26 protein-coding genes are annotated in these 24,676 nt (G+C 41.1%); 3 read left to right on the top strand and 23 right to left on the bottom strand.

The window, feature by feature from the left end; translation table 11 throughout:
- Positions 1 to 46: 46 nt before the first annotated feature.
- The 3 genes from iscX to BLP33_RS02140 form a co-directional block, all read right to left on the bottom strand.
- A complete protein-coding gene (gene iscX, locus BLP33_RS02150; protein WP_090524422.1) occupies positions 47 to 289 on the bottom strand; it encodes a Fe-S cluster assembly protein IscX in 243 nt (80 codons plus the stop codon).
- 90 nt (positions 290 to 379) lie between these two features.
- On the bottom strand, positions 380 to 712 hold the full coding sequence (locus tag BLP33_RS02145; protein ID WP_090524420.1) for a 2Fe-2S iron-sulfur cluster-binding protein: 333 nt from the start codon (positions 710 to 712) through the stop codon (positions 380 to 382).
- 19 nt (positions 713 to 731) lie between these two features.
- Entirely contained in the window at positions 732 to 1,514 is a 783-nt protein-coding gene (locus tag BLP33_RS02140; RefSeq protein WP_090524418.1) for a Rossmann-like and DUF2520 domain-containing protein, read from the bottom strand.
- An 82-nt stretch (positions 1,515 to 1,596) separates the two neighbouring features.
- On the opposite strand from BLP33_RS02140, the gene BLP33_RS02135 reads away from it, so the two are divergent.
- Positions 1,597 to 2,517, top strand: coding sequence for an alpha/beta fold hydrolase (locus BLP33_RS02135; RefSeq protein WP_090524416.1), 921 nt, complete (start codon positions 1,597 to 1,599; stop codon positions 2,515 to 2,517).
- Positions 2,518 to 2,547: 30 nt separating this feature from the next.
- Positions 2,548 to 3,291, top strand: coding sequence for a hypothetical protein (locus BLP33_RS02130; RefSeq protein WP_090524414.1), 744 nt, complete (start codon positions 2,548 to 2,550; stop codon positions 3,289 to 3,291).
- Here BLP33_RS02130 and BLP33_RS02125 read toward each other — a convergent pair.
- The 17 genes from BLP33_RS02125 to BLP33_RS02045 form a co-directional block, all read right to left on the bottom strand.
- The gene (locus BLP33_RS02125) at positions 3,288 to 3,998 is read right to left on the bottom strand and encodes a phytanoyl-CoA dioxygenase family protein (RefSeq protein ID WP_090524412.1); all 711 of its coding nucleotides are present in this window, start codon (positions 3,996 to 3,998) and stop codon (positions 3,288 to 3,290) included. The two genes, BLP33_RS02130 and BLP33_RS02125, sit on opposite strands and share 4 nt — an antisense overlap.
- Before the next feature lie 10 nt (positions 3,999 to 4,008).
- The gene (gene ccsA / locus BLP33_RS02120; RefSeq protein WP_090524410.1) at positions 4,009 to 6,471 is read right to left on the bottom strand and encodes a cytochrome c biogenesis protein CcsA; all 2,463 of its coding nucleotides are present in this window, start codon (positions 6,469 to 6,471) and stop codon (positions 4,009 to 4,011) included.
- Between the two features lie 9 nt (positions 6,472 to 6,480).
- Complete coding sequence (locus BLP33_RS02115) at positions 6,481 to 6,891, bottom strand: cytochrome c maturation protein CcmE domain-containing protein (RefSeq protein ID WP_090524409.1); 411 nt, start codon at positions 6,889 to 6,891, stop codon at positions 6,481 to 6,483.
- A 120-nt stretch (positions 6,892 to 7,011) separates the two neighbouring features.
- Positions 7,012 to 7,728 carry a hypothetical protein gene (locus BLP33_RS02110; protein WP_090524407.1) on the bottom strand — a complete coding sequence of 239 codons (717 nt, stop codon included), beginning with the start codon at positions 7,726 to 7,728 and terminating at the stop codon, positions 7,012 to 7,014.
- Positions 7,729 to 7,933: 205 nt separating this feature from the next.
- Positions 7,934 to 9,370 carry a Glu/Leu/Phe/Val family dehydrogenase gene (locus BLP33_RS02105; RefSeq protein ID WP_090524405.1) on the bottom strand — a complete coding sequence of 479 codons (1,437 nt, stop codon included), beginning with the start codon at positions 9,368 to 9,370 and terminating at the stop codon, positions 7,934 to 7,936.
- Between the two features lie 152 nt (positions 9,371 to 9,522).
- Complete coding sequence (locus BLP33_RS02100; protein ID WP_090524403.1) at positions 9,523 to 9,732, bottom strand: CcmD family protein; 210 nt, start codon at positions 9,730 to 9,732, stop codon at positions 9,523 to 9,525.
- 1 nt (position 9,733) lies between these two features.
- Positions 9,734 to 10,408 (bottom strand): cytochrome c biogenesis protein CcsA, encoded by a 675-nt coding sequence (gene ccsA / locus BLP33_RS02095; RefSeq protein ID WP_175489901.1) that lies wholly within the window; start codon positions 10,406 to 10,408, stop codon positions 9,734 to 9,736.
- 75 nt (positions 10,409 to 10,483) lie between these two features.
- The gene (locus BLP33_RS02090) at positions 10,484 to 11,179 is read right to left on the bottom strand and encodes an MAE_28990/MAE_18760 family HEPN-like nuclease (protein WP_090524401.1); all 696 of its coding nucleotides are present in this window, start codon (positions 11,177 to 11,179) and stop codon (positions 10,484 to 10,486) included.
- Between the two features lies 1 nt (position 11,180).
- Positions 11,181 to 12,227 carry a DUF262 domain-containing protein gene (locus tag BLP33_RS02085; RefSeq protein WP_175489900.1) on the bottom strand — a complete coding sequence of 349 codons (1,047 nt, stop codon included), beginning with the start codon at positions 12,225 to 12,227 and terminating at the stop codon, positions 11,181 to 11,183.
- Positions 12,227 to 13,411, bottom strand: coding sequence for a DNA cytosine methyltransferase (locus tag BLP33_RS02080; RefSeq protein ID WP_090524396.1), 1,185 nt, complete (start codon positions 13,409 to 13,411; stop codon positions 12,227 to 12,229). The genes BLP33_RS02085 and BLP33_RS02080 overlap by 1 nt, the downstream gene beginning before the upstream one ends.
- A 73-nt stretch (positions 13,412 to 13,484) precedes the next feature.
- A complete protein-coding gene (locus tag BLP33_RS02075) occupies positions 13,485 to 13,970 on the bottom strand; it encodes a very short patch repair endonuclease (protein ID WP_090524394.1) in 486 nt (161 codons plus the stop codon).
- A 180-nt stretch (positions 13,971 to 14,150) separates the two neighbouring features.
- Entirely contained in the window at positions 14,151 to 15,335 is a 1,185-nt protein-coding gene (locus BLP33_RS02070) for a carboxypeptidase-like regulatory domain-containing protein (RefSeq protein WP_090524392.1), read from the bottom strand.
- A 375-nt stretch (positions 15,336 to 15,710) separates the two neighbouring features.
- Positions 15,711 to 17,084, bottom strand: a complete 1,374-nt coding sequence (locus BLP33_RS02065; protein ID WP_175489899.1) for a di-heme oxidoreductase family protein — start codon at positions 17,082 to 17,084, stop codon at positions 15,711 to 15,713.
- Between the two features lie 8 nt (positions 17,085 to 17,092).
- On the bottom strand, positions 17,093 to 18,163 hold the full coding sequence (locus BLP33_RS02060) for an imelysin family protein (protein WP_090524388.1): 1,071 nt from the start codon (positions 18,161 to 18,163) through the stop codon (positions 17,093 to 17,095).
- Between the two features lie 9 nt (positions 18,164 to 18,172).
- On the bottom strand, positions 18,173 to 18,598 hold the full coding sequence (locus tag BLP33_RS02055; RefSeq protein ID WP_090524386.1) for a QcrA and Rieske domain-containing protein: 426 nt from the start codon (positions 18,596 to 18,598) through the stop codon (positions 18,173 to 18,175).
- Between the two features lie 11 nt (positions 18,599 to 18,609).
- On the bottom strand, positions 18,610 to 19,851 hold the full coding sequence (locus tag BLP33_RS02050; protein ID WP_090524384.1) for a hypothetical protein: 1,242 nt from the start codon (positions 19,849 to 19,851) through the stop codon (positions 18,610 to 18,612).
- Between the two features lie 201 nt (positions 19,852 to 20,052).
- Positions 20,053 to 20,736 carry a heme exporter protein CcmB gene (locus BLP33_RS02045; RefSeq protein WP_090524382.1) on the bottom strand — a complete coding sequence of 228 codons (684 nt, stop codon included), beginning with the start codon at positions 20,734 to 20,736 and terminating at the stop codon, positions 20,053 to 20,055.
- A gap of 92 nt (positions 20,737 to 20,828) precedes the next feature.
- Here BLP33_RS02045 and BLP33_RS02040 point away from each other — a divergent pair, with 92 nt between their 5' ends.
- The gene (locus BLP33_RS02040; protein WP_090524381.1) at positions 20,829 to 21,314 is read left to right on the top strand and encodes a methylated-DNA--[protein]-cysteine S-methyltransferase; all 486 of its coding nucleotides are present in this window, start codon (positions 20,829 to 20,831) and stop codon (positions 21,312 to 21,314) included.
- Here BLP33_RS02040 and BLP33_RS02035 read toward each other — a convergent pair.
- The 3 genes from BLP33_RS02035 to BLP33_RS02025 are packed head-to-tail and all read right to left on the bottom strand — an operon-like array spanning position 21,311 to position 24,675.
- On the bottom strand, positions 21,311 to 23,239 hold the full coding sequence (locus BLP33_RS02035; RefSeq protein ID WP_090524379.1) for a hybrid sensor histidine kinase/response regulator: 1,929 nt from the start codon (positions 23,237 to 23,239) through the stop codon (positions 21,311 to 21,313). The genes BLP33_RS02040 and BLP33_RS02035 overlap by 4 nt on opposite strands.
- Before the next feature lie 28 nt (positions 23,240 to 23,267).
- A complete protein-coding gene (locus BLP33_RS02030; RefSeq protein WP_090524377.1) occupies positions 23,268 to 23,855 on the bottom strand; it encodes a chemotaxis protein CheB in 588 nt (195 codons plus the stop codon).
- Positions 23,845 to 24,675, bottom strand: coding sequence for a CheR family methyltransferase (locus tag BLP33_RS02025; protein WP_175489898.1), 831 nt, complete (start codon positions 24,673 to 24,675; stop codon positions 23,845 to 23,847). Before BLP33_RS02025 ends, BLP33_RS02030 begins: the two co-directional genes overlap by 11 nt.
- Between the last annotated feature and the right edge of the window lies 1 nt (position 24,676).

Raw genomic sequence — 24,676 nt, 5'->3', positions numbered from 1 at the left:
CGCAAATTTAAAACGGCAAACCGCCAGCTCAAAACTGCCAATTGAATTATTGATTATCCCGCCACTCGTATACCCAGGCCGACTGGATCTGCTCCAGGTGGCCTTCGTTTGATTCGGCACGGGTACCGGCAAAATTAGGCAGGCTCAATACCCATTCCAGCAGTTCGGTAAAACGGATGCGGTATATTTTTGATTCGTCAAAATCGTCACCAAACTTTTCATAAAGTTCAATGGCAATATCTTCATAATCATTCCAGTGAATTGGTAAGGCAAATTTATTATCGCTCATTGTTGTTGATTTTACGTACTACCCGGGGGTTACGCTAATACGTTGTAAATTATACGTTTTATTTATTGTTTAAACGGATTGATGCAAATATTAGTGGCCTAAAAACTGCGACTGATCCGGCAGGGTAACTTCAATGTCGCCATCAACAATCACACACTGACAACCCAGGCGCGAATTAATGCGCGGGTTAACAGCCCTGTCAATAAAATCCTCTTCTTTATCGGATATCTCCTGGATATTATCCATCCCTTTGTTTACATAAACATGGCATGTGCTGCATCCGCAAACACCACCGCAATTGTGCTGTAGTTCAATGCCATTCTCCAGGCATACGTCTAATACAGATTCTCCTTCGGCTATAGGTAACTCAACGCTTTCGTGCCCTTTTTCCTCGAAATTGATCTTTATTTTATAAATGTTCATTTAAGCAAAAGTAACAAAATTACTCGGGTGCGGTAAACCCTTTATTGTTTTTGATAATACCCTGACTTAATAAATTGTAAATATCCTGTAACATAGGCATCTCGCTCAACATCTGCATGTGAGTAGCCATAGTACCCTCATCATTACGTACCGCAGGGCCGGTTTGTACATTGCGCGGTTCCTGCTCAAGCACTTTTTGGGCAGTTTCCATGATCAGGGGGCGTAGCATGTTAAACTCCATTTGATTTTGCGCAAGCAGGTCCTGGGCAACCCCATACAAATAATTGGGAAAATTACAGGCAAATACCGCGGCAAGGTGCAATATTTTGCGCCGGGCGGAGTTAACGCTATATACATTATTACTGATGGTAAATGCCAGCTGCTTTAAATCAGCAAGTATACCATCATCAGCACCTTCAAGACAGAGCGGGACAGATCGGAAATCAACCTCTCTTATCTTGCTAAACGTTTGCAGGGGATAAAATACACCGGCCTTCGGGGTAAAAGCCAGCAAACTGTTCAAATCGGTTGAGCCCGATGTATGTACTATTAACTTTTTATGGGCCGACAACGCTTTAACAACAGTCGTTATAGCATCGTCCTTAACCGAAACAACAAACAATCCTGTATCGGGATTAATATTGTCAAGGTTATCAACAGCTTCGGCAGCTACATGGTAGGCTAAAAGCGCGGCATGCTGCATATCGCGGCTGTATACCTGTACAATACGGTGTCCGGCATTCTTAAAGGCCGCTGCCATGTGCGTAGCTACGTTACCGGAGCCTATTATGGTAATGTTCATATATTCTTTACAATAGATATAATTATTTAACTAACTGTAGTATAAATATTTCTGTATTTTAGAAACCAACATCTAATACCGCATGAAAATACTTAAAGTAAGCATTATAATTGTGATATTTCTTGTCGGGGCCGCGTCATTAATACTATACGGCTTCTATAGATATAACAATAAAGAAACCAAAACCTTAACCGATGCCAGCCGCATAAACATCCCTGGCAGCTTTATCAAATTAAGTCAGGGCGTAACCCATTACCAGCTTGAGGGCCCTGATAGTGCCCAGGTTGTTATACTTGTTCACGGTTTTAGCGTACCCTATTATATCTGGGACCCAACGTACGATTTTTTGATAAAAAAAGGATACCGGGTATTACGCTATGATATGTATGGCCGCGGCTATTCAGACAGGCCCGATGTTCCCTATAACCAGGAGCTTTACAATACGCAACTGCTCGATCTCATTAATCAACTTAAATTAAGCGGGAAAATAAATTTAGCTGGCGTATCATTTGGCGGCGCGGTGATAACCAATTTTACCTGCAGTCACCCCGGTATGGTTAACAAACTAATCCTTGTCGACCCGGTATATGAACAAAAAAAGCCGGTAGCTCCGCAATATTTCACACTTTATAACGAAGCCGTGAACTCCGACGAAAGAGCAAAAGGACAAACAACCGATTTTCTTTATCCCAAAAACCACCCCGGGTGGATAAACCGTTACCTCCCCCAAATGGAGTATAAAGGGTTTAGAAACGCGCTGGTTTCAACGCTGTACAATTACAATCAAAATGGTCGTGAGAGCAATACCTGCCTCAACAGTGCAGGCAAAAGCGTATTACTGATATGGGGTAAAGCTGATAAAACAGTATTGCCACGTTTCAGCGATTCTATCCGCAGCGTATTAAAGACCGACTTTTTCCCTGTTGATGGCGCAGCACATTTACCCATGATTGAAAAGGCCGACACCGTAAATGCTAAGATCCTTTCGTTTTTGAAGGGGTAAGAAAATCAATTTTATCTGTAGTTTTATCAGATGAAATTTAGATTGATTACCTGCTTTTCGTTATTGATAAACCTTGCCTGTTACGCAAACTGTAGTCGCAATGGTTATTATTTAACAGATACAACGGTTCATCAAAAAGTAAAACATATTTTCAAGCGAAAAATTGTACCACATGTTACCTACACACGTGAAAGTATTAAGGGCTATAAACCTGAATTTGATAATTGCATTTATACAAAAAGGTTTACTGTTGCTCAACGATTAAAGAAATATCCTTTTTCAGTTGCTGCTAAAATAATAGCAATATCTTATGTGGGAGGAGGGCAACCAAATCAGGACATAATAATAGACTCTGCAGGTAATTCGATACGAAACCCTAAACAAGCTCCGGATACGATTCCGGGCATCATTATTGAAAATCACCGTTTGAAATACGATAATGTTAAACAATCGAAAATATTAACTAATAAAGAGATAGAAAATTTCACCGATATTATCTATAACTATGGTTACAGCGGCATGAAGAACTACCTTATAGTAGGATTCACCAACTGCTTTGAGCCGCGCAACTCAATTGTTTTTCTTGACAAAAAAGGTAAAGTTATAGATCACCTGGACATTTGTTTTCACTGCCAAAGAAGTGAATCTGAATCAAGAAAAATAGATGAAGGGGTGCCGTGCACACAAAAGTATCAAATGCTTAGAGATTTTTTTATCGACATTGGTGTCTCTTACGGAACTACCGGAAAAACATATGACTTTCCGAATAATTAAATTCTTTCAGCCCAATCAATCCCTTCTGCCAATTCAGTCCTGCTAAACTCAATATGCACTACCCTACGCCGTTTGCTGTTGGTAGTACGGTTTGAGGCATGCATGAGTAAAGGCCGCATGATCATGATGCCGCCTGCCTGTACATTGCAGCTTACTTCGATTTCCTTCTGCCAGTCGATATTTTCAGAACGATAGATCTCCTTAAGATGTGAACCTGGTAGCACTTTCAGAGCGCCATTACCTTCATCGGTATCATCCAAATGGATCCGGATGGTGAAGTTATCCTGCAAAATATGAAGCGGGGGCTGAACGGCGAACTGGTTATGCTTAACCGTCCAGGGGCCGTAGCCTGTTATCTCAATTTTCTTATCAACAGAAATGGTCAGGTCCTGGTGCCAGGCTACAAACCAGTTGGATGTTTCGGGCTTATCGAAATAGATAGATTTAACGGCAAAATAACCGTCACCAAACAATTGCTGTAAGCAGGTTTTTAATCTCCCCGTAAAAATCAGTGGGCTTATTTCGGGCACAGCCTTTAAAAACTGTCTTATGGCAAACAGGTCATCTGTTTGCCTGAACAGCGGACTGGTTTTATCCGCGTTTTCAATAGCGGCGACGATGACTTTTACTTCAGAATCAGTATAAATATGCTCAACAACAGAACACCCCTGCCGGGCTATTTCATACTGATGCCTGGTAATATCCATTTAACAACAGTTAAACGGTTTTAAGTTCTTTATTACGCCTTTGGATAGAAAGCAAAAAGCCAATCACCATAATGATAGTACCACTCCAAAAAAAGTTAATATACGGGAAGCTGATAGCGCGCATCACAATCCATGGGCGTTTGTTTTGCGGCTGCTGATAAACAGTGATTTCTACTTTTTTATTCTCAGGGTTGATCCTTGAAAAGCGCAGTTTTAAACCTGCGTCCTCTACCTTGCGGGCAAAATCAAACACGTTACCGCCCCTGATCATGAATACAGGTTCGGCAGTATACACCTTGCCATCATGCGCATGAACTTCGATATTGGCGCCGATAGCCACATCGTTGGCAGTAAGCGGGATATTTTGTACCGTGGCCTGTTTGTTTAATGATTTAACCAGCATGAAGCCGTCGCGGTACCGGATGGTATCGCCAATGGCAACTTCATGGGCTACAGGCTCATCGTAGTTTTTATCATCGTTACCTTCGTCGTGACCGGCCTCGCCCTGCATGGCAAAACCTTCGCTTGGGATAGCGGTGACATGGGTATACAAGTCATTTAACAGGTAATGTTTGGTATCGGGCGATGAAGACATTCCGGCATCACGGCTGGCCTGCACTTTGGGTTTAAGCACAAAGTTTTCAAGCAGTTTACCATTGGCATCAAACTTTTTATAATCAACCCTGTAAAAATGGTATGGTGATGAAATCGAATCGCCAAGATAGGTAACTGTATAATCGCCCATTTTTACCGGGGTGTTTTTGTAGATCATAATATTTTCGCGGGCATTGCCAGCCTTGGCGTCAAAACCCTGCACATTAACTACGCCACTCGCGTTTTCAGAAACTACTTTACTGGTGCCTGCCGCTATTACCGCGCCCACCATCAACAAGCCAAATCCTAAATGCGCTACGGCCGAACCGGCCAGTTTAAACTTCCCCTTAAAAGCATCAACCAAAACTTTGGCATTGGCAATAACCGAATAAACCGAACCGCACATCACCAGATTGAACACGAAATTAAGGCGATAAACACCGGTTAAGTAAACAACAAGCGCCGTTACCAATATGGCAAACAAAAGGTAAACGCCTGTGGTAATGAAAAACCGGGTAATATCGGTCTTTTTATATTTCAGGAATTGTGTAAAGCCGGTCAATAAAGTCACCACAAATGCAAATGACGACTGGATCACGTTATAATGTTTAACAGCATCAGAGGGAGGTGCTATCTTGGTGCCAAACATGGCGTTCCATACAGGTACCGATGTTACTACAATAAGATGGAAGCATGACAGCCCTAAAAATACCGAACCAACAAACATCCAAAATTCGCGGGAGTAGGTTTCTTCATCTTTTTTGGTGATAGGCAATTCTTTCCATCGCCATACCAAAACAAAAACAGATAGCACAAGGAATATCAGGATGCCGATAACCAGTTGCCAAAACATCCCTAAATCGGTAAACGCATGTACAGAGCTTTCACCCAAAATACCGCTTCTTGAAAGGAATGAGGTGTACCATACCAGTACAAAGCTTAGCAATACCAGCAACGTAGCTGTAAAATAGGAATGACCTGTATTTTTAAATACGATAAGTACGTGCAAGGCTGCTACCATAGTTAACCATGGAAATATCGAACCGTTCTCAACCGGGTCCCAGGCCCAGAAACCGCCGAAGTTCAATGATTCATATGCCCAGAACGAGCCCATGATTACACCGGTACCCAATATCATAGAACCAAACAAGGCGTATGATATGGCGGGCTGTACCCACTCTTTATATCGCTTTTGCCAAAGCCCGGCAACCGCGTAAGCAAACGGAACTATAATAGATGCAAACCCCAGGAACAAGGTAGGCGGGTGAATCACCATCCAGTAATTTTGCAGCGATGGGTTCATTCCTTGTCCGTCTTTTATAAAGTCGAGGTAGTTTGGCTGCGAGAATATAGGCGCTTCGATACCTGAATTACGCAACAACAAGAATGGTGAGCTGCCTATCCGCTGACCGAAAATATCGATACCCAGTACCATGGTTCCCAGAATAACCTGCGACAGGGCAACAACAGTCATCACCGGGCGCTCCCATGATTTAGCCCTTGCAATAAGTACATTACCTAAAACGGCCTGCCAAAAGGCCCAAAGCAAAAAGCCGCCCTCCTGTCCGTTCCAGAAACCCGATACCAGGTAATAAACAGGCAATGAGCGCGAGGTATAAGCCCAGGCATAATGATATTCGAAATAATGATTATAAAGCACATAGAACAGGCAGGTGCCCATTCCTAAAATAGAGATAGAATTTACGTAAAAACCTAAACGGCCTAAACGCTGCCAGCCGCTGTCGGCCTTACCGGCATCATCTGTAGTAGCAAAATAGTAACTTATAAATGACAGCAGGGCTGCACCAAACGAAAGAACAATAAAAAACTGGCCGATTTGTCCCGGTAAAAGGTGTTCGCCCTTAAAAACTGTATTCATCAAAAATGATTAAATGCTGGCTTGTTTAGCCTTCGCTTCTGTAACTTCTAACTTATCCTGCGTGTATTTGGAAGGACATTTCATCAGGATCTTTGATGCATGAAACTCACTCCCAACCATCTGGCCGGTAAGTACCAGTTGCTCCGAACGCTCAAAATCTTCCGGTTTGGTACCGGTAAAAACAACTTTACGCTCTTCGCCTTTATTATCTTTCATATAAAATGAAAAATAATTGGCATCCTTAGTAGCGTCATAAACCATTTCCTTTCCCTTGCTGAAATGGCCTATTACATGCAGTTCACTGCTGGTTTGCTGCGCTTCGGCAAAGGTAGCATAGGTGCTTGAGCTTGAATAAACACTAATGATAACCGCTATGGCTATAGCGATAACAACAAGACCAAAAATTGCACTTTTTTTCATCCGCGGTTTATATTATTAAAATAACGATTTGCAAAAATACAAAACGTGCAGCGAATAATGTTTATTACAAGACATATGTATTATTTAGAATCATTCTTGATTGATTCTAAACAACGAACATTAATAAACTAAAAGCGGTGGAGGAGCGGGCTTATCTCCAACAGGAACATAAATTACATTAACCAAATCGTTATAGTAGGCGGAATTGTTACGTTTTAACGTAAACAGTATATCACTATCGTGAACAATTTCTAATGTTTGATTATCTATCCACCGGGCAGTGATATTTTTTCCAAGCTCATTAAAGTACAATATTGAACCGCCTCCGTTCTTCCAATTTAAGCTCGAACTTGTATGAATATAATTTCCATTAGTGTATTCTTCGCTCATACTAAAAGTCTTCAATCCATCCGGCGAAGTAATTTTTATGAGTTCAACAGCGGTAAAAACAAACTTTTCTTTAACCCTACGTTTCGCCTTTTCTTTGGGAGTACTTATTTTTAATAAAAACTGGTCGAGTGCCGATTTTCTTTCCTCCAATAACTCTTCATCGGCACCTAAATTAGTCCAAACTTCGAGGTCTTTTCCCGTAACAATAACCTCTTTAACTCTATTTAATAGTTCAGTATTTTGTGATTTTGTTTCCCACTGGGCTAAAGCCACCGCGAACAGCGCGTTATTTGCTGAGTCTTCGTCCTCAAAATCATCACTAAACATTGTCATTACCTGTCCAAAAGCGTAAACAGGACTCTGCCCTTTATTATAAAGCTCAAAAAAAGCAGAATAGACGTCAAGAAAAGTATCATTGCTTTCGATAGCAGCATCCCATGTTCCCATGTTATAAAAGTAAGATAAAATACATGTTACAAAAAGCGAATTGTGGGCGATGCCTGCGGCCCGGGCTCTGCGCTCATACGCCTGCAGGCTTTACGCTCAGTGGCCGGTATCCGCTGCGATCCCTATCGCGGCATGATTGAAAACAAAAAACGAGGTGAGCTTTTTCAAACCCACCTCGCTATATATAAAACTATTAAATCCTTAATTATGGCCAGATACCTAAATTTTGGTATGATACCGCTATTTTATTAATAGCGCCAACCATGGCTGCGTTACGCAGGGTGCCAATCTCAGGATTGCTTTTATAGATCTCCCTGATCTCATGGTATGAGCGGATCATCGTATCTTCCAGTCCTGAGTTTACCAGTTCAAGCTCGGATGCACCTTTAATAATGGTTGAGCGTTGTACCGGGGTTAAAGCTACGCCGGTAATACCTTCAACCATATTTACCAGGTTAAGGTTGGAGTTCTCTTCAAACCTGCGGTTCATACGGCCGAATGCTACGTGGCTCAGGTTTTTCAACCATTCAAAATAAGATACGGTAACACCGCCTGCGTTGGCAAACATATCAGGCACGATGATACCGCCGTTGGCATAAAATATGGCTTCAGCCTCTGGCGAGGTTGGGCCGTTAGCGCCTTCAACTATGATCTTAGCCTGTATATTGCGAATGTTTGCTTCGGTGATCTGGTTTTCAAGGGCTGCCGGAACCAGGATATCGCACGGCTGCTCAAGGCCTTCCATGGTATTGGTAAATTCCTGTATCGCGGCAGCATATCCTAAAATAGAACCTGTTGCCTTACGGTGCTGGAATACAGCCTCGATATCTAAGCCGTTCTCGTTATAAATAGCGCCTTCAAACTCACAAAGGCCAACTATTATCGCTCCCATTTCGGATAAAAACTTAGCCGAATAGTAACCCACGTTACCCAGGCCTTGTACAATTACCCTTTTGCCTGATAAGCCTGGCAAAAGGCCAATTCTTTGCATATCCTCGCCAACGCTTACGCACTCGCGGGTAGCAATGGCCACACCACGGCCGGTAGCTTCCCTCCTGCCTGCGATACCATGCAGGGCGATAGGCTTACCGGTTACAGCGCCCATGGCATCCAGCTGACCGGGGTTCATGGTAGCATAAGTATCGGCAATCCAGCTCATTTCGCGCTCGCCCGATCCATAGTCAGGTGCCGGCACGTCAATGCTTGGGCCAATAAAGTTCTTTTTGATTAACTCAACGGTATAACGGCGGGTGATGTTTTCCAGCTCGCTTACGGTGTAGTTTTTAGGGTTTATTTTGATACCGCCTTTGGCGCCGCCAAACGGAACGTTAACAATGGCGCATTTGTAAGTCATGAGCGCGGCGAGGGCCATTACCTCATCCTCGTTCACCATTTCGCTGTAGCGGATACCTCCTTTGGTTGGCGACTGGTGGTGCGAGTGCTCCACACGCCAGGCGTCAATTACCTCAAAACTGTTACCCTTGCGAATGGGGAAACGGAAGCGGTAAACACTGTTACATGATTTAATTTGATCAAGCAGGCCTGCATCGTGTTTGGTGAATTGGGCAGCATGATCGAAGTTTTTGCACACGTCGCTGAAGAAGTGTGTTTCCTGGTCGGCAATCAAAATATTCGTAGCCATAACTATTGTATAAATATTAATCTCTTAAAAAAGTGAGCAAATTTGGTACAATTTTTATCAATATTGCAAATATTTCTTAGTTAGTGTGCCCTATACACCAGTCAACACCGTTACGAATGATATGTTTAAATTGTTTAAACATATTATTTGAACTACTTTTCGTTTTCGACTTTTTTTAATCTGCGGTCTATAGTAAACAGGTAAATAGCCAGTCCAACAAAAATTATGGAAATAGTTGCTACAACCACGTAAATTTTTCCCGATTGGCGCAGGGCATCGGCCATTTCAACCTGCTGCCCTGGCTGTGCAAAAACAGCGGTACAAAACGTAAGCAGTAGCAATAAAAGCGTTAATTTCTTCATCTTAATTTATAGCGTTCTTCTTATTCTCAATTAAACGGATGCGGTAACGGATAGTTGCTATCCAAAGGGCAATAAAACTCCAGCCTGCCATAGCCGGGTAAAAGGCTATCTTCATACCGTTATCAAGGTCGTATTTACCAAATGCAGGGTTACCGCCGCTGCCGGGGTGTAATGAATCTGTCATGCGGGGCAAAACAAATATCAGCACAATCATGATGGGGAAAGCGAAGATATTGTAGATGGCCGAAATCTTGGCCCGCTTCTGCTCCTCATCAATAGAGTTACGGAGCACCAGGTAAGCACAGTACAACAAAAATGCAATGGCCGCGCTATTTTGTTTGGGGTCGCCGCTCCAAAATTCGCCCCAGGTAAATTTTGCCCACAGCATACCGGTTAAAAGGCCCAAGGTGTAAAACAGCAAGCCGGTATTAACACTCTCAACGGCGGCAAGGTCGTGCTCTTCTTTACCCGTTTGCAGGTATTTGATACTAAAATAAACCGATACCACAAAAACAGTCAGCATGCCCATCCACATGGGTACGTGAAAATACAAATTACGGATGGTTTCGTGAATAATTGGCAGTCTCGGCGCTTTGAAAACCAGGCCGGTGTAAAAGGTAGACAGCACCAGCAAAACAGCCGCAACCTTCCACCATGTTTGATAAATAAACTTCATATGATTTATGGCGATAAAGGTAAGGAAAAATTAGGAGTGGATACATTAATGGTGTATCAAAGCACAATACGAGATTTAAGCTATTGCTTTTAAATACTTTTTTTCGTCAAGAAACTTTGAAACGTTTTTTAAAATCCCCCGCATATACGAAACAACTTGTTTTTTTATCTCTGTAATGTCTTCAATCGTATATTCTTTACCACAATCAGAAAAAGAAATCGTTCCATGCGCTAAATCATTCCTTTTGTTCTTAACAACATATAACTTATTACCATCATTGGTAGTATGATGGGTCTTTGAAGAAAAACCATAAATAGTTGAAAATTCCTTTATTTTTCGAGAATCAACATTTCCACTTATTGTCTTAGATGCATTAAAATCCATGTTTATAACATCTTCATTGATGGTATTTATTATTTCGAGAATCTTTTCTGCCACATAAGGCTGAGACTTGAAATTTTTATAATTCACTTCAATCCATCGCTTTTTAATTTCATCTGTGACAGAGACATATTTGGCATTCTCTTTATTCAACGAGTTATAAATCTCTTGTATTGATTTTTTGAGCGATGATTCGATTAGGTTATACAAAAGTAAAAAGGCATTCGCCTTTAATATCTTAGTTAACTCACTGTCAATGTTTTTATATTTAGTTTTCTGTTTTTTGGGAAAAAGAAGCTGAGCTTCATTTTCGATAATATCGGTGATGAAATCGAAATACAAATCGATTTCTTTAACCCTCGTTTCAAACTCAACCAAAACAACTTTCATATTATTTCAGCAGGTTATCGCGTACGAATTCAATTCTTCCTTTAATCTTTGGTCGAGAGTTACTGGCGTCTGAACGTGTATGTAATTTAAACTCTTGTGAATCCATCCAAGATAAATCATGTGGAATCAAATTAGGATTTATCCGCAACGCCAGATTGACGCCGACAGAAATTGCTTCAAATCTAACTCTTGGCGTAGTTTTAGAATTAGTTCCTTTTGTGAAACCATAAGGAAAATATGTTTCAACGAATTTTAACATTAGCAAAAACTCACCACGCATTCTGTCCTCGTCGAAATCGCTTTTATTTTCCTTTAAAAAATCATTTAAAAATTCATCAACTCGATGTTTAAATTTCAAATAATTATCTGAATAGGCAAAAAAACGTAAAACCAATTCTTGTGCCTCTTCTCTTTTTCTGACTTTTTCACTAATTGGACAAAGTCTAACAAATAAGTCATTTTGGGAGCATTCAGTAACAAAATCATAAAACTTCCCAGCAAATGCCCCCTTTCGCACTTCCATCTTTCTTAAGATATCGCTACCTGTATTTATCCTTTCAAATAAATCATTCGTTACCTCAAGACTTGCCTTTTCACTCAACTCAATTAATCTAAGTGTCTTTCTCTTAAACCTTCGTTGACGAGATAAAATCAAATCAGAGAACTTCATTCCATTTAACTTTGGTAATCGTTCCAAATTCTTTAAAACCAATTCATCATTAATATACGCTGCCAAACATCGTATTCTTTGAGAACCATCAACAATTTCAAAACGTTCGCCTCGATCTGCCGTAAAGATGTATGGAATTGGCAAGCCAATTAAAATCGATTCTATAAATTTCGACTGTCTATTTTCATCCCAAACGAAATCTCTTTGGTAAGTAGGAATAAATAGTTCATTTAAATCATCATCTTTGTTTTCTTCGTATTTCTGAACGATTACCTCTATCGGATATTCCTTAGTATCATAATCAGCGAAAACTTGCTGCTGTAAGATCTGTTCTTCCGCTGAATCTTGTTCTTCTTGTGTGATAAGTCTTTTAGGCATTATAGGGCATTTTTTTTAATTAATGAATCTAAAATGATTGCAATTAATTTTGGTGGTACTGCATTTGCAATCATGGTATGTAAATCTCCTCGTTTTTGTACAAAATCAAATTTGAAAAAATCCGGAAATCCTTGAATTCTTGCAGCTTCATGGGGAGTTATTACCCTTCTTTGTAGCGGATGAATATATCTACCTTGTCCCATAGAACCAAAACCACTTGTAATAGTTTGCGCCGGTCTATTCCAGTACAATCTTCCGTAACACGACTTATAACTATGATTTTTAAATTTATGACAATCAGGACGATGTTCATCCGGTAAATCATAAAGATTTTGTTCAAATAATATGTCTATTCTCCTTTGGTTTACCTTCTGTGTTATGGATGGAGAATAGAATATTCCTTTATTCCGTTCATGTTCGGTCAAAATATCCTCAAGATATTTAGAAAGCTCTGTAGTTTCTTCTTCATAATCATTTAAATCCCAATGAATGTTTTCTTTTAGTACTGCAACCTGAAAATGCCTTTTCCTGGTTTGAGCTATCCCATATTTAGAAGCATTTAGAATTTGCGAATAAATAGTATACCCTGCTCGCTTTAACGCTTTCTCCGCTTTTTGTACAACAGTATCTTTGTCATGTATAACAGTAGAAACATTTTCGATAATAGCTATTTTGGGTCGAATAAGCTCTACAAATCTTACTGCATTTAAATAAAGATTATTTCTTGGGTCATTTCTTCTTGTGTGGTTGTTTAAATTTGAATGCCCCTGGCAAGGTGGTCCAGCAACCAAAATTTGGGTACCTTCAAAAAGAGACTGTGTTCGCAATTCTATTTCGTTAGGCTTTTCGCCTATGTTAGTCGAAACAAATTGGTTGATGTCTAAATTTCTGACAATATCTTCTTGCTTTTGAAAATTGCGACGATAAACCTCCAAGGCTGACAGATTTGTATCGACTGCAAGTTTTATATCAAATTTTAAATTATTCTTTTGTAAAGCCTCCCTAACCCCCAAACTCATTCCACCACACCCGCTATATAAATCGATTACAGATATTGTTTTAATAGGTTTTAAAACAGTCGATCTTTCTTTTGAACGAATCCAATCTATATCACACAATTCGTTTGTCTCGTTTAAAGTTAAAGGAATTGATTTAATTCTATTATTTATTTGTAGTTCTAACATTTGAATTTTTCAATTACAATGTTACGAAATCGAACTATATAATTCATATAAGTCTAATAGGTTTAGCAAAAATTTAGACTGATAATCTAATTTCATTAGTGTTTTCAATATAATTGATAACAATTTTCAAACAGTCTTGCAAATTGCTTTTAATTTGTTTATCACTAAACCTTAAGACATTAAAACCCATGTTAATAAGAGTATTATTATTCAAATTATCCTTTTGAATATTTCTCTCAATTTTAGGAATCCAAAAAGCGTGATTTTTTTTTATTTGTTTCTTTTTTTCCTCCCAATTATACCCATGCCAAAATTCACCGTCTATAAATATTACAATTTTATGTTTTAAAATTGTGATATCAGGTGTTCCTGGCAGACTTTTAAGATGCTTACGATAACGTATTCCTAACTGCCAAAGTGCTTTTCTAAACGTCAACTCCGGCTTCGTATTTTTTCCTTTTATCTTAGCCATATGTCTACTCCTTTGTTGCGTTGTAGAAAATCCATTCTCTGAAGAAAATTGCGGAACTTTTATTAATGTGGTGTCTGCTGTAGTCATAATAGACATAACAATCTGTCTGTTACAAAGTGTTATGTAACACGATAATCACATCTTCTAAGGCAACTATTTTTATCATTGATTTTGTCTATGCAAACTACAACAAGTCCTATCAACGCAGAATCAAAATTTTAATAAATTAAACAGCTGTTTATTCATAAAATACTTCCCACGACCAAACTAATCCCCCGGCTCGTAATCAATCGGCAGCAAATCGCCAAGCTTAGCCTTCGACCATGAACCCTCATAAAGCGGGCTCGGGCTTGATACCACGATACCGTTCATATCAAAAGCAATATAACTTGAATATTTGGTCATGATACTGGTTTCGTAGTTAGGCATATCCAGCGGATGATAGACGTCCTTAAACTCGGTAGTTTCCTCGCGTTTGGTGTATACTACATATAAAAAGTGCGGAAAGGTAAGTGCATAAATGCCATCCTGTGGTGTTTTACGCAAAATCTCAAACTCCTGGTAAGGCAGCTTAGCGAGGTTTTCCCGGTACCATTTGGTCATCTTCGACAGGTTATAATAACGCATGGCCGAATCGCGCGGGCCTTCCCGGTATTTTTTCATCTTTTGCATCAACACAGCTTCTTCAGGGCGCTCGGGATTAATTTGCCTTGTAAAATCATGCGCTTCAAACCCTTCTTGTTTTAACGTTCCTTTATAAAGCGAACGGTAAAAATGCTGGGCCGATCCGTAATAGGCTTGTTCGCGTTTCTGCTTCCAGAGTTTCTTTTGTGCTGCGCTGCCGGGCAGGTTTTCAAAAAGCGCACTTCCCGAATAGGATATGGTATGCTCAATAGCATCATACAAAAAGTTTTTGAGCAAAAATTTGGTACGATAGCCTAAGGCCAGGTTCTCTACCACCAAAAACTCATCGCCAGAGGCTTCCAACTGCTGCTTTCCCCTGTGGTAGATAATATTTAAAATATGTGGGTTGGTAACTTTACACTCCTTGCCGTTTTCGGTATCGCCAACAAATTCCTTGCGGAACAGTTCGTAATTCTTTTTCCAGTCGGCGCTGCTGCTGATCACTACTTCGCGCAGCATCAGCACTTTTTGATTAACCTCGATATTTAGCTTTGCAGGCTCTTTACCAACTAATACAGTTGTGGAATATTCTTCAATACTTACTCCGGTAACCACCAGCTGGTATTGGCCTGGCTTAACACCAGCCAAAGTAAAGGTCCCATCCTCGGCAGTGGAAGTGCCATAAGTGGCATTGTTTAAAAACACGCTGGCATTGGCTACCGGGCTTTTGGTATCAGCCCGCACTACCTTACCTGTAATAGTACCGGTTTGTGCCGAAACTATGAGCGGACATATAAACGCGATAAGCAAAAACCAATAAAAACGCATTAAATAAAATTAGGATATTTTTTCAATCTGCTAAAAAACGCATTTTTTATGAACGGTTAATGAATTGCCGGTGTATAATTTTTGTTGCGGTGGGTTTGTCTGAACTCGAATTTATTGAATTAGAGAATTTATAGAACTTTTATTGCGATTGTTTTTAACCACAGGTGTTGGGAAGATAAAAGCTGCATGGAAAAACAAACAAAAACCATGTCATTTCGCGAGCGCAGCGTGGCAACCGCACGGAAGCATGTCCGCCCTGTATAGCATGCGATTGCCACGCTGCACTCGCAATGACATGGATTTAAATAGGGCTTTATCAAACAAAAAAGCGGCATGAATTACTCCATATCGCTTTCAATTTCATCAGGAAATAAATTATAAGCTCTTTAAAAAGCTTAGCATCGCGTCCCTATCAACTTTAGATAACGTACTGAAGAAAACTTTTGATGATTCCGCTTCACCGCCATGCCACATAATGGCTTCGGTAATACTCCGTGCACGGCCATCATGAAGGTAATAGCCCGGATAATTGACCTTTTCAAACAATCCCAGGCCCCAAAGCGGAGCTGTACGCCACTCCTGCCCTCCGGCTAAAAAGTCGGGGCGGTTATCGGCAAGGCCAGGGCCCATGTCATGCACCAGCATGTCTGTATAAGGATGGATAACCTGGTTTGACAAAGGTTTAAAAGCTACATTTACCCCGGTTGTAAGGGTTTGGCGATGACAGCTTTCACATTTTCCTTGTTTAAATAACAGCTCACCCCTTTTATTAGTAGCATCCGTAACATCACGACGCGCCGGCACTGCAAGTGTAGCCGCATAAAACCTTACGGCATTTAGTGTACTATCTGCCAATTCCGGATCATCCTTCAATCCATCATATTGCGCCTGGCCAAAAGAGTTTTCAACCGGGAATATCTTATTAGTGATACCAATATCCTGGTTATAAGCAGCTGCTACCTGGGTAAGTATAGATGCAGTATTGGCTTTCCATCCAAAACGGCCTAATTTGCGCGATTGCGTTGCCACATCCCAAACATAGTTTGCATGCCCCTTTATGCCATCGCCGTTGGCATCGTTAGGATCGGCCATGGCAACAATGGTACTTTCAGGTATTGCTTCCAGCAATCCTAAACCATACATTGGCGGTGCCAGGCGCGGTGACAACATATATCCGGCCGACAGAGCCGTATACAAATTACTTAGTGTATAAGTAGGCGTACGTAAGGCATACGCTTCGCCATCAGGAAAGTTATATGTCACATCGTTGTATGTAATATTAACCTTACACTCAGGCGTTTTTCCAAAAACGGCTTTATCCTGCAATTGTAAATCGTAACCCGGCGCGGCAAGCGGTCCACCATGTTCGTCAGTACCGGGAATGCTGATCCGCATTAACAGCGACGAATTTGATTCGCCGGCAGTTGGCAGGCCGATCCCATCATTATGGTGGCACGAAATGCAGGAATTGTTATTGAAAATAGTTCCCAACCCCGGGTTAATAGGTGCAGGCGCAGTAACAAAGATCTTGCTGAATGCTGCATCACCTAAGCCGTGAACCTCTGCATCATAGCCCGAAAGTCCGGGAAACATATTGCCAAACGAGTGCGAGGTAATATCAAACACAGTGGCATCGCCTCCTGATAAACGCTCGTCATATTTATCTGCAGGGAACTGGGCTGCTTTCTGGCATTTTGCCAGCAGCAACACCAAAAGCACCAACGCGCCTATTACGCTTAATTTCTTCACTTTAAAAATTAGTCCTTAATATTAGTTTGTATAAAAGTGACCAAATCGCCTTCAAGTGTGGCTTGCAGGGTTGCCAGGGCAGTTTGGCTATTTGAAATTTTGTCACGGTTATCATAAATAGCTTTTTCAAAAGTTGGGGTTATCAAAGCCATCGCTGATAGTGCAGTTTGTATTTGTGTTTTGATCTTAGTATCTAAAGCCAGGTTTTTTGAAGCAACCAAAGCGCTTAAGCTTGTTGTGCCTTTGGCACCATTATAAGTGGCAGTATATACATTAAGTACGCCTTGTATATTATTTATGAAATCGGTAGTGGTATTATGCGAGTATGATGACTCATCTTTAGTCGAATCCCTTTCGGTGAAGGGCTCGGCCATTTTACCTGTACCCACTTCTTCACAAATGGCGGCCATTTGAGTAGCAATGGTAGTAAACAGTTCTTTGCGCGTTTTAAAGGCTGTACTTCCATTTCCGGCTGTAGTGATTTTGGCTGCATAGTTATCACCCGAAGCTGCCCAGCTATTCATAAGCGCAGTAGTGGTATTTAATAAACTTTGAGAAGTAAACTTCAGATAATCTTTTTGGCGGGCTGTGATATCGGCGGCTTTTCTTGTACCACCCGGGCCAAAAATAATATACTCAATGCCATGGAAGCCTTTTGAGAAACCATCCAGCCCATCTACATAAGACAATGTTATAACATCTGAACTTCCTATTAAAGCGTCAACGTCAGTCCTGTTCAAAGGCCAGCTGTCCATAGTTGGGTCATAATTATCGTCCTCAACCGGACCAAACAAAAAGCCTTCAGCCTGTTCCCATGGTTGACGGGTATTTTTCCAGGCTGTACGGGCAGCAGTCAAATTAGCATCAGTGGGCGTTGTTAAAAACGTAGTTATTGATGTATTTAACAAAGTTGCCTTTGCCTGAATATCAACATAGTTAGGATTACCTACAACATTAACAAACTGGGTTATTACTTCCTGCTCATCAACCGTTGTGTTTTGAACTGATGTTTTGTCTTTTCCGCAGCTGCTAAGGGCAACAGCAGCTATGCATGACAGGCCAAGTAAAGTGTTTTTCATGGTAAAAGATTAAGTTAAATGAATTATAATTTGATTCGATAGTACTTCTGTTGTGTATTTCTTAAGCGGACGCTCAGCAGGACCCGCAGTTACCTGGCCTTCGTTATTAAAAGTGCTGCCATGCAAATCGCACTTGTAACCGTTATTACCAACAGGAGTAAGCTGGTTATCGGCATGGGTACATTTTAACAGCAAAGCGGTATAAGTGCCGTTAGCCTCTTTTTTTAAACCGATATTGTAATACTGGTTTTTGGGCTGGATCAATTGAAAATTGGTTGTGCCGAACAACGTTTCGGGTACAGTTACGGTGTTATTGGCTACTGCTGCTTTATAAACAGGCAAGGTAGCACAGCCCGATAAGGAGCCCACCAGCATACCGGCACCAGCAGCAAGGCATAATGAGCATGACTGCCTTACAAATTCTCTTCTATCCATGTTGTTTAAGTTTAAAATGAATATCCAACACCCAGGTTTATCAAAGTATTATTGGTTTGGTATGGCAACGCAACCGGACTTGGGTTAATGATCAGCTCCGGGTTTTGCACGCCTGAATGTGCCAGCCTGATATCGCCTTTAACCACTACGTTACGGAGCGGCAGGTAAGTAAGGCCGGCCACAATAAAGTTTTTATTCAGCGTTTGATCGGTTATTCCGTTTGAAGGGATGCTGGCATTCAGGTCGAGTTTTTCATCGCGCACAAAAACAATCAGCTGTGGTGCGTTTGCTTTGCCGTAATTGCTGCGATAAAGCAAATCGTAACCTATTTCGGCATAAGCACCGTAAGCTGTTTTGGGTGTGTTGCTGGCGTATGCCTTGTTGATCTTATCGGCATCTTTAATAGAAAGTATAGTACCCAATACTTTTACCGAAAAGCCTTGCCCGTTATACTGGATATCCCCCTCGCCCATAGCAACCGGAGTACCAAAAACGCCAGAGTTTAAACCAAGACTATCAGCCTCTGTTTTACGGATACCTACGGTGCCACCGTAATAACCGGATAATTGGGCCTTAAACCCGCTTTGGTAATACTGAAGCGCACCGGTAACTGCAAGGTTTGTACCGGTTGCATTACGACCTTCAAATCTGCCATCAACAATACCTGTACCATGGGTAAAGCCGCCGGCGCTTAAACCATTCATCAACCCAACCGAATAATTGATAGGTAAGTTATTTAAGCGACCATAAAAGCCAACACCCAATTCGCGCCATGTGGCAGGAATCACCAGGATTTCTACATAGTTACGCTCGTTACCGTTAAAGGTGGTTGGCAGGTGGTTTTCGTTAAGGATACCTATCCTCGGCAAAAACAAACCGGCAACTATGTATTGGTTAGGATTTAAGTTAAATTTCAGGTAGGCCTGCTCAATGGTGATCTCCCCTCCGGGTTCGCCGCCGTTTACTTTAGCGTCTTCCAGTTCGGTTTCGGAAAAGAAAGAGATCTTATCGCTGAACTTGTGGCCAACAAACAACACAAAGCGCTCCAAATCAACTTTGGCAGTTTTTTGATTGTTATTGTACTGGTAAAAAGCGTTACCGTAACCACCAATGGTAGTATTTGATAAAAGCGAACTCTTAACGGTATTGTTATTAAGTGAATCTTCGGCAGTTGAGGTATTGGGCTGCTGTGCCAGTACCGTGTCCGAAACAAGAAAGGAGAAAATGACTAAAGTAAGGGTTTTAGCATGCATTGTTGTTTGGTTAAGTTGGCAACAAAGTAAATATTAATTTAGACTTAATCCAAATTAAAATAACATTAGAAAAAAAATGCCGATAAGAGGGCAAAAATTTACCGTTGGCGGCCATGCAAAGCATGCTCGTCCAAAAATGTCAGCATGAAACGGGATCGGAAAAAATTCAGAATGAATACCGGTCAGATGATAATGGGGCAATTAATCGCGCCACAGGTATGGGAAAAGCAGTAAAGCAGTAGCTATTACAATAGCATTGATAGCGCACAAAACGCCTATGTTGCCGTAAAAAAAACTCCGGTCTACCCCATCCATAGCGCTCTTGCTCAACTTAATAAGCACCAGTATAACAGGGATAATAACCGGGAAGCTTAATATAGCCATGAGGGTACCGTTATTACCGGCCTTTGATGCAATGGCCGAGATCATGGTGAACACGGTGGAAAAACTGACGCTTCCCAGCAACACCGCCAGGAAATAATACAGTGGGTCGCCAAGTGCATTGGGGAAAAATACTTTATAAATAATTAATGCCAAAGTGCTCAGCAAAGCCATCAGCAAAATATTATAGATTGTTTTTGACAAGATGATTGCCTGCGGACTGGCAATGGAGTAATAATATAGCAATCTGCTTTTACTTTCCTGCATAAAGCTTTTGGCTATGGCATTTACCGATGCAAACAGCATAATGATCCAGAACAATACGTTCCAAACTATGGGGTAACCGCTGCTGTTAGAAAAGCCTGGGTTTAAGTTGAGGGAGATATAACAAACAAAAACCGTTGAAACCACGTACAGCAAAACGCCATTAAAAGCATATTTAGACCGCCACTCCAGCAAAACTTCCTTTTTTAGCAGGCACCAGGTTTCATTAACAAGTTTCATCACCGCAAATGTAATAATTACCTGCGAGTGAGTAAGGGCATTTGACAAGCTAAAAAAATTAGCTTAATTTTGAATATAACATACCAATTACCATGTCTGTAGCTTATTTCCGCACGCCTGTTGGCATTGCCCGCATTACTGAAGAAGATGGCTTTATAGCATCAGTATCGATAAGGGATGAGGAATATGACATTGAACCTGCTCCTACCCCGTTGCTGCAAGCTGCTATTGATGAGTTAAATGAGTACTTTGCTGGTACAAGGAAGCAATTTACCTTTCCTATAAAGCAGGAAGGCAGCGAGTTTCAACAACAGGTTTGGGACGAGTTGATCCAGATCCCTTATGGAACAACCATTACTTACGCCCAGCAGTCAAACCAAATGAACAATCCTTTGGCTATAAGGGCAATAGCATCTGCCAACGGCCGTAACAACCTATGGGTTGTAGTGCCCTGCCACCGGGTAATAGGGTCAAATGGCAGCTTAACCGGCTACGCGGGCGGCATATGGCGCAAAAAATGGCTGCTTGAGCATGAGGCAAAGGTAATGGGCGTTGGGCAAACCAGGCTGGAGTTTTAAACTCCCACCTTCAATAACCTCGACATTTTTTCATGCAGCTGATAAGGCAGGAACGGCTTTGAAAGCACATCGTTCATCCCTGCCGATAGTGCTTCCTGCTGCTCATGGTCATAACTTGCCGCCGATAGCGATATGATTGGAATACTCCGTTTAGGCTCCTCAAAATCAACACGGATGGTTTTGGCTGCCTGGTAACCGTTCATTTCGGGCATATGGGTATCCATTAAAACAATGTCATAGTCTTTATTGGTAAGCCTCTCAATAACCTTACGGCCATTATCAACCATTTCCACCTCTACATTCCAGTCCTTTAATATTTTGGAGAGCATAAACTGGTTAACCATGTTATCTTCAGCTACCAGCACCCGTACATTATTAAACGGCGGCAATATTTTATCAGTTTTGGCAGTTACCTTAGTTTTGGGTTTAATACTGATGGTATACCAGCATACAAAGTTGAAAGTACTGCCCCTGCCTACCTGGCTGCTTACAGTAAGTTCGCCTCCCTTTAGCTCAGCCAACTTTTTCACTATCGTTAAACCAAGCCCGGTACCACCGTATTTGCTTACGGTATCTTCTTCGGCCTGTTCAAATGAATCAAAGATCCTGTTAAGCCTGTCGGCCGGGATCCCGATGCCCGTATCCTCAACACTGAATTTCAGCTTTACCTTATCATTGTGTTTTTGAAGTACGGTAATCTTAAGTTTTACATAGCCCCTTTCGGTAAACTTAAGGGCGTTGCTCAGCAGGTTCATCAAGATCTGGTTCAGGCGTAATGAATCCACCATAAGGTATTCAGGTACTTCATCTTCAATATCCAGCAAAAACTCAATGTTATTCTCATCGGCTTTAAACTTAAGCAGGTTAAAAACCGAATTTACAATCTCATAAACATTATTGGCGGTGCGGATGATACTGAACTTACCGGCCTCAATTTTTGAGATATCAAGCACATCATTGATCACACCCAATAACGATTTTGAGGAGGTATCAAGCAAATCAAGCATCCCCACTTGCTGATCGGTAAGATCTGTTTTACGCAAAAGCGAAGTGATACCTATAATGCCATTAACCGGTGTACGCAGCTCATGGCTCATATTGGCCAAAAAGGTTTCTTTCACCTTTTTGCTGTACTCCGCGTTTTCTTTCGATTTGATGAGCTGCTCCTGGTAACTTTTTTGGGGAGAAATATCGCTGATATTAATAAATATGGTTTTGTTGCGGTATGCAGCCCGGCACTCCACCCAAATTACCCTTTTATCAAAGGTTTCAAACTTAAATTCAAAAATGGCATAACTGAGGTTGTCTTTAATGATCTCGCCCAGTTTTTTGCGAAACGGCGCCTTATGATCGTCGATGGCCAGGTCAACAATACTTTTACCAATAAGTTCATCAGGCCTGAAACCCATTATCTTTTCGACGGTGGGGTTGATATTGTCAATGCGGAGACTTTGCGCGTCGACCGATGTGATAATATCGGCCGAGTTTTTGACAACTATGGCATAGTTCTGCAGCTCATCGTTCTTTTGTTTTATTTCGGCCTGGGTGCGGGCCAGCTGCACAAATGAATCAACCTTGGCCGAAGTAATATAAGGATCGAGCGGTTTGTAAAGATAATCTACAGCGCCGGTACCGAGGCCTTTAACAGCATACTTGGCTTCTTTTGAAATGGCTGTGACAAAAATAACCAGGATATCTTTGGTACGTGGGTTTGATTTAAGCATTTCCACCAGTTCAAAGCCGTCCATTTCGGGCATCTGAACATCAACTAAAGCAATGGCAATATTGGTTTCCCAGGCAATTTTAAGGGCTTCATTTGGCGAGATAGTAGAAAATATTTTGATATCATCGCGCTTAAGCAATGCCTCCAGAGCAATGATGTTCTCTTCTCTGTCATCAACTATAAGAATATTAACAGGGGTCATTTAATATTAATTAGGGGGTTGGTGATTGTCATGAAAGTAAAAGTTTAAAAATCTCATCCTGTGTTAAAACATAATCGGCAGCACCTAAATTTATAGCTGCCTTTGGCATTTCGGCCATTTCCGCGTCGCCGGGCTCCTGCGCTATGGTAAGGCTGCCGCTTTTCTTTAATTTTAATAAGCCTTCGGCGCCATCCTGGTTGGCACCTGAAAGTAATATCGCCATGCACTTGTCACCATAAACCTCGGCAGCGCTTTCAAAGGTAACATCAATTGATGGTTTTGAATACCATACCGGTTCCGAAACATCCAGGCTAAAATAACCGCCGCGTTCAATTAAGGTATGATAGTTTGCCGGCGCAATATACATAGTATCCGTTTTAAGAATATCCTTGTCCTCAATTTCGCGCATGTACATACGACTGTTCTCGGCAAATAGTTTTTCTATTTCGCTGAAAAAATTTTTTTTCCTGTGTATGATAAGAATTACGGTTTTCCCCAGTTTTTCGGGAAGATCTTTTATGATCCGGAATAAAATTTTGAACGAGCCTGCCGATCCGCCCAATAATACGATCTGGGCGGCATGCCATCTTTCCAGTAACTTTTTATCAGGTCCCAACTTTTTGGTAAATGTTTTCTTTTTGGTTGATCACCTTAAACTTACTCTTAAACGTATCTGACCGAATGGTTTCTTTACTGCCAAGGCATAAATAACCCAAAGGGCAAAGGCTTTTATAAAACAGGTCAAGAATCCGTTCCTGCAGGTAAGTTTCAAAATAAATAAAAACATTCCGGCAACTTATCATCTGAAACTCATTAAATACGGTATCAGATATTAAATTATGTACCGAAAACAGTGTATTTTGTTTTAACTCATTGTGTATCGACGCGGCATCGTACAAAATGGTAAAATGATCTGTAATTGAACCTTTTAAATCAGTGTATTGATAATTTTCCGCATAGCTTTTTATATTACGCAAACTGTAGATCCCTTTACGGGCCTCCTTTAAAACCTCGGTATTGATATCCGTGCCGTATATGAACGACTTTTTTCCCAAACCAGCTTCGTTCAGCAATATGGCCATAGAGTAAACCTCTTCGCCCGTTGAGCAGCCTGCACTCCAGATTTTGACGTGCTGATAAGTTGAAAGATACGGAACAACCTGTGAGTTAACCGCACGATAGAATGAAGGATCGCGGAACATTTCGGTTACGTTAACCGTAATTTCTTCCAAAAAGCCCTGAAAAAAGTCTGCGTCATTAATAAGCACATGTTTAAGGTCATAAAACTCAAACTTGTTGAGCAGCATAATACGGGTTAACCTCCGTTTTAATGAAGCTTTGGTATAACCCGAAAAATCAAAGCCATGAACCTTTCTTACAATATCAATAAGCTCATGAACCTGCGCATGTGATATAATTCCCTGCTCTGTATCCATA

It is taken from the genome of Mucilaginibacter sp. NFR10 (genome assembly GCF_900100445.1).
In the GTDB taxonomy this organism is placed as follows: Bacteria; Bacteroidota; Bacteroidia; order Sphingobacteriales; family Sphingobacteriaceae; genus Mucilaginibacter; species Mucilaginibacter rubeus.
This window is presented reverse-complemented; position numbering and strand designations above follow the sequence as displayed.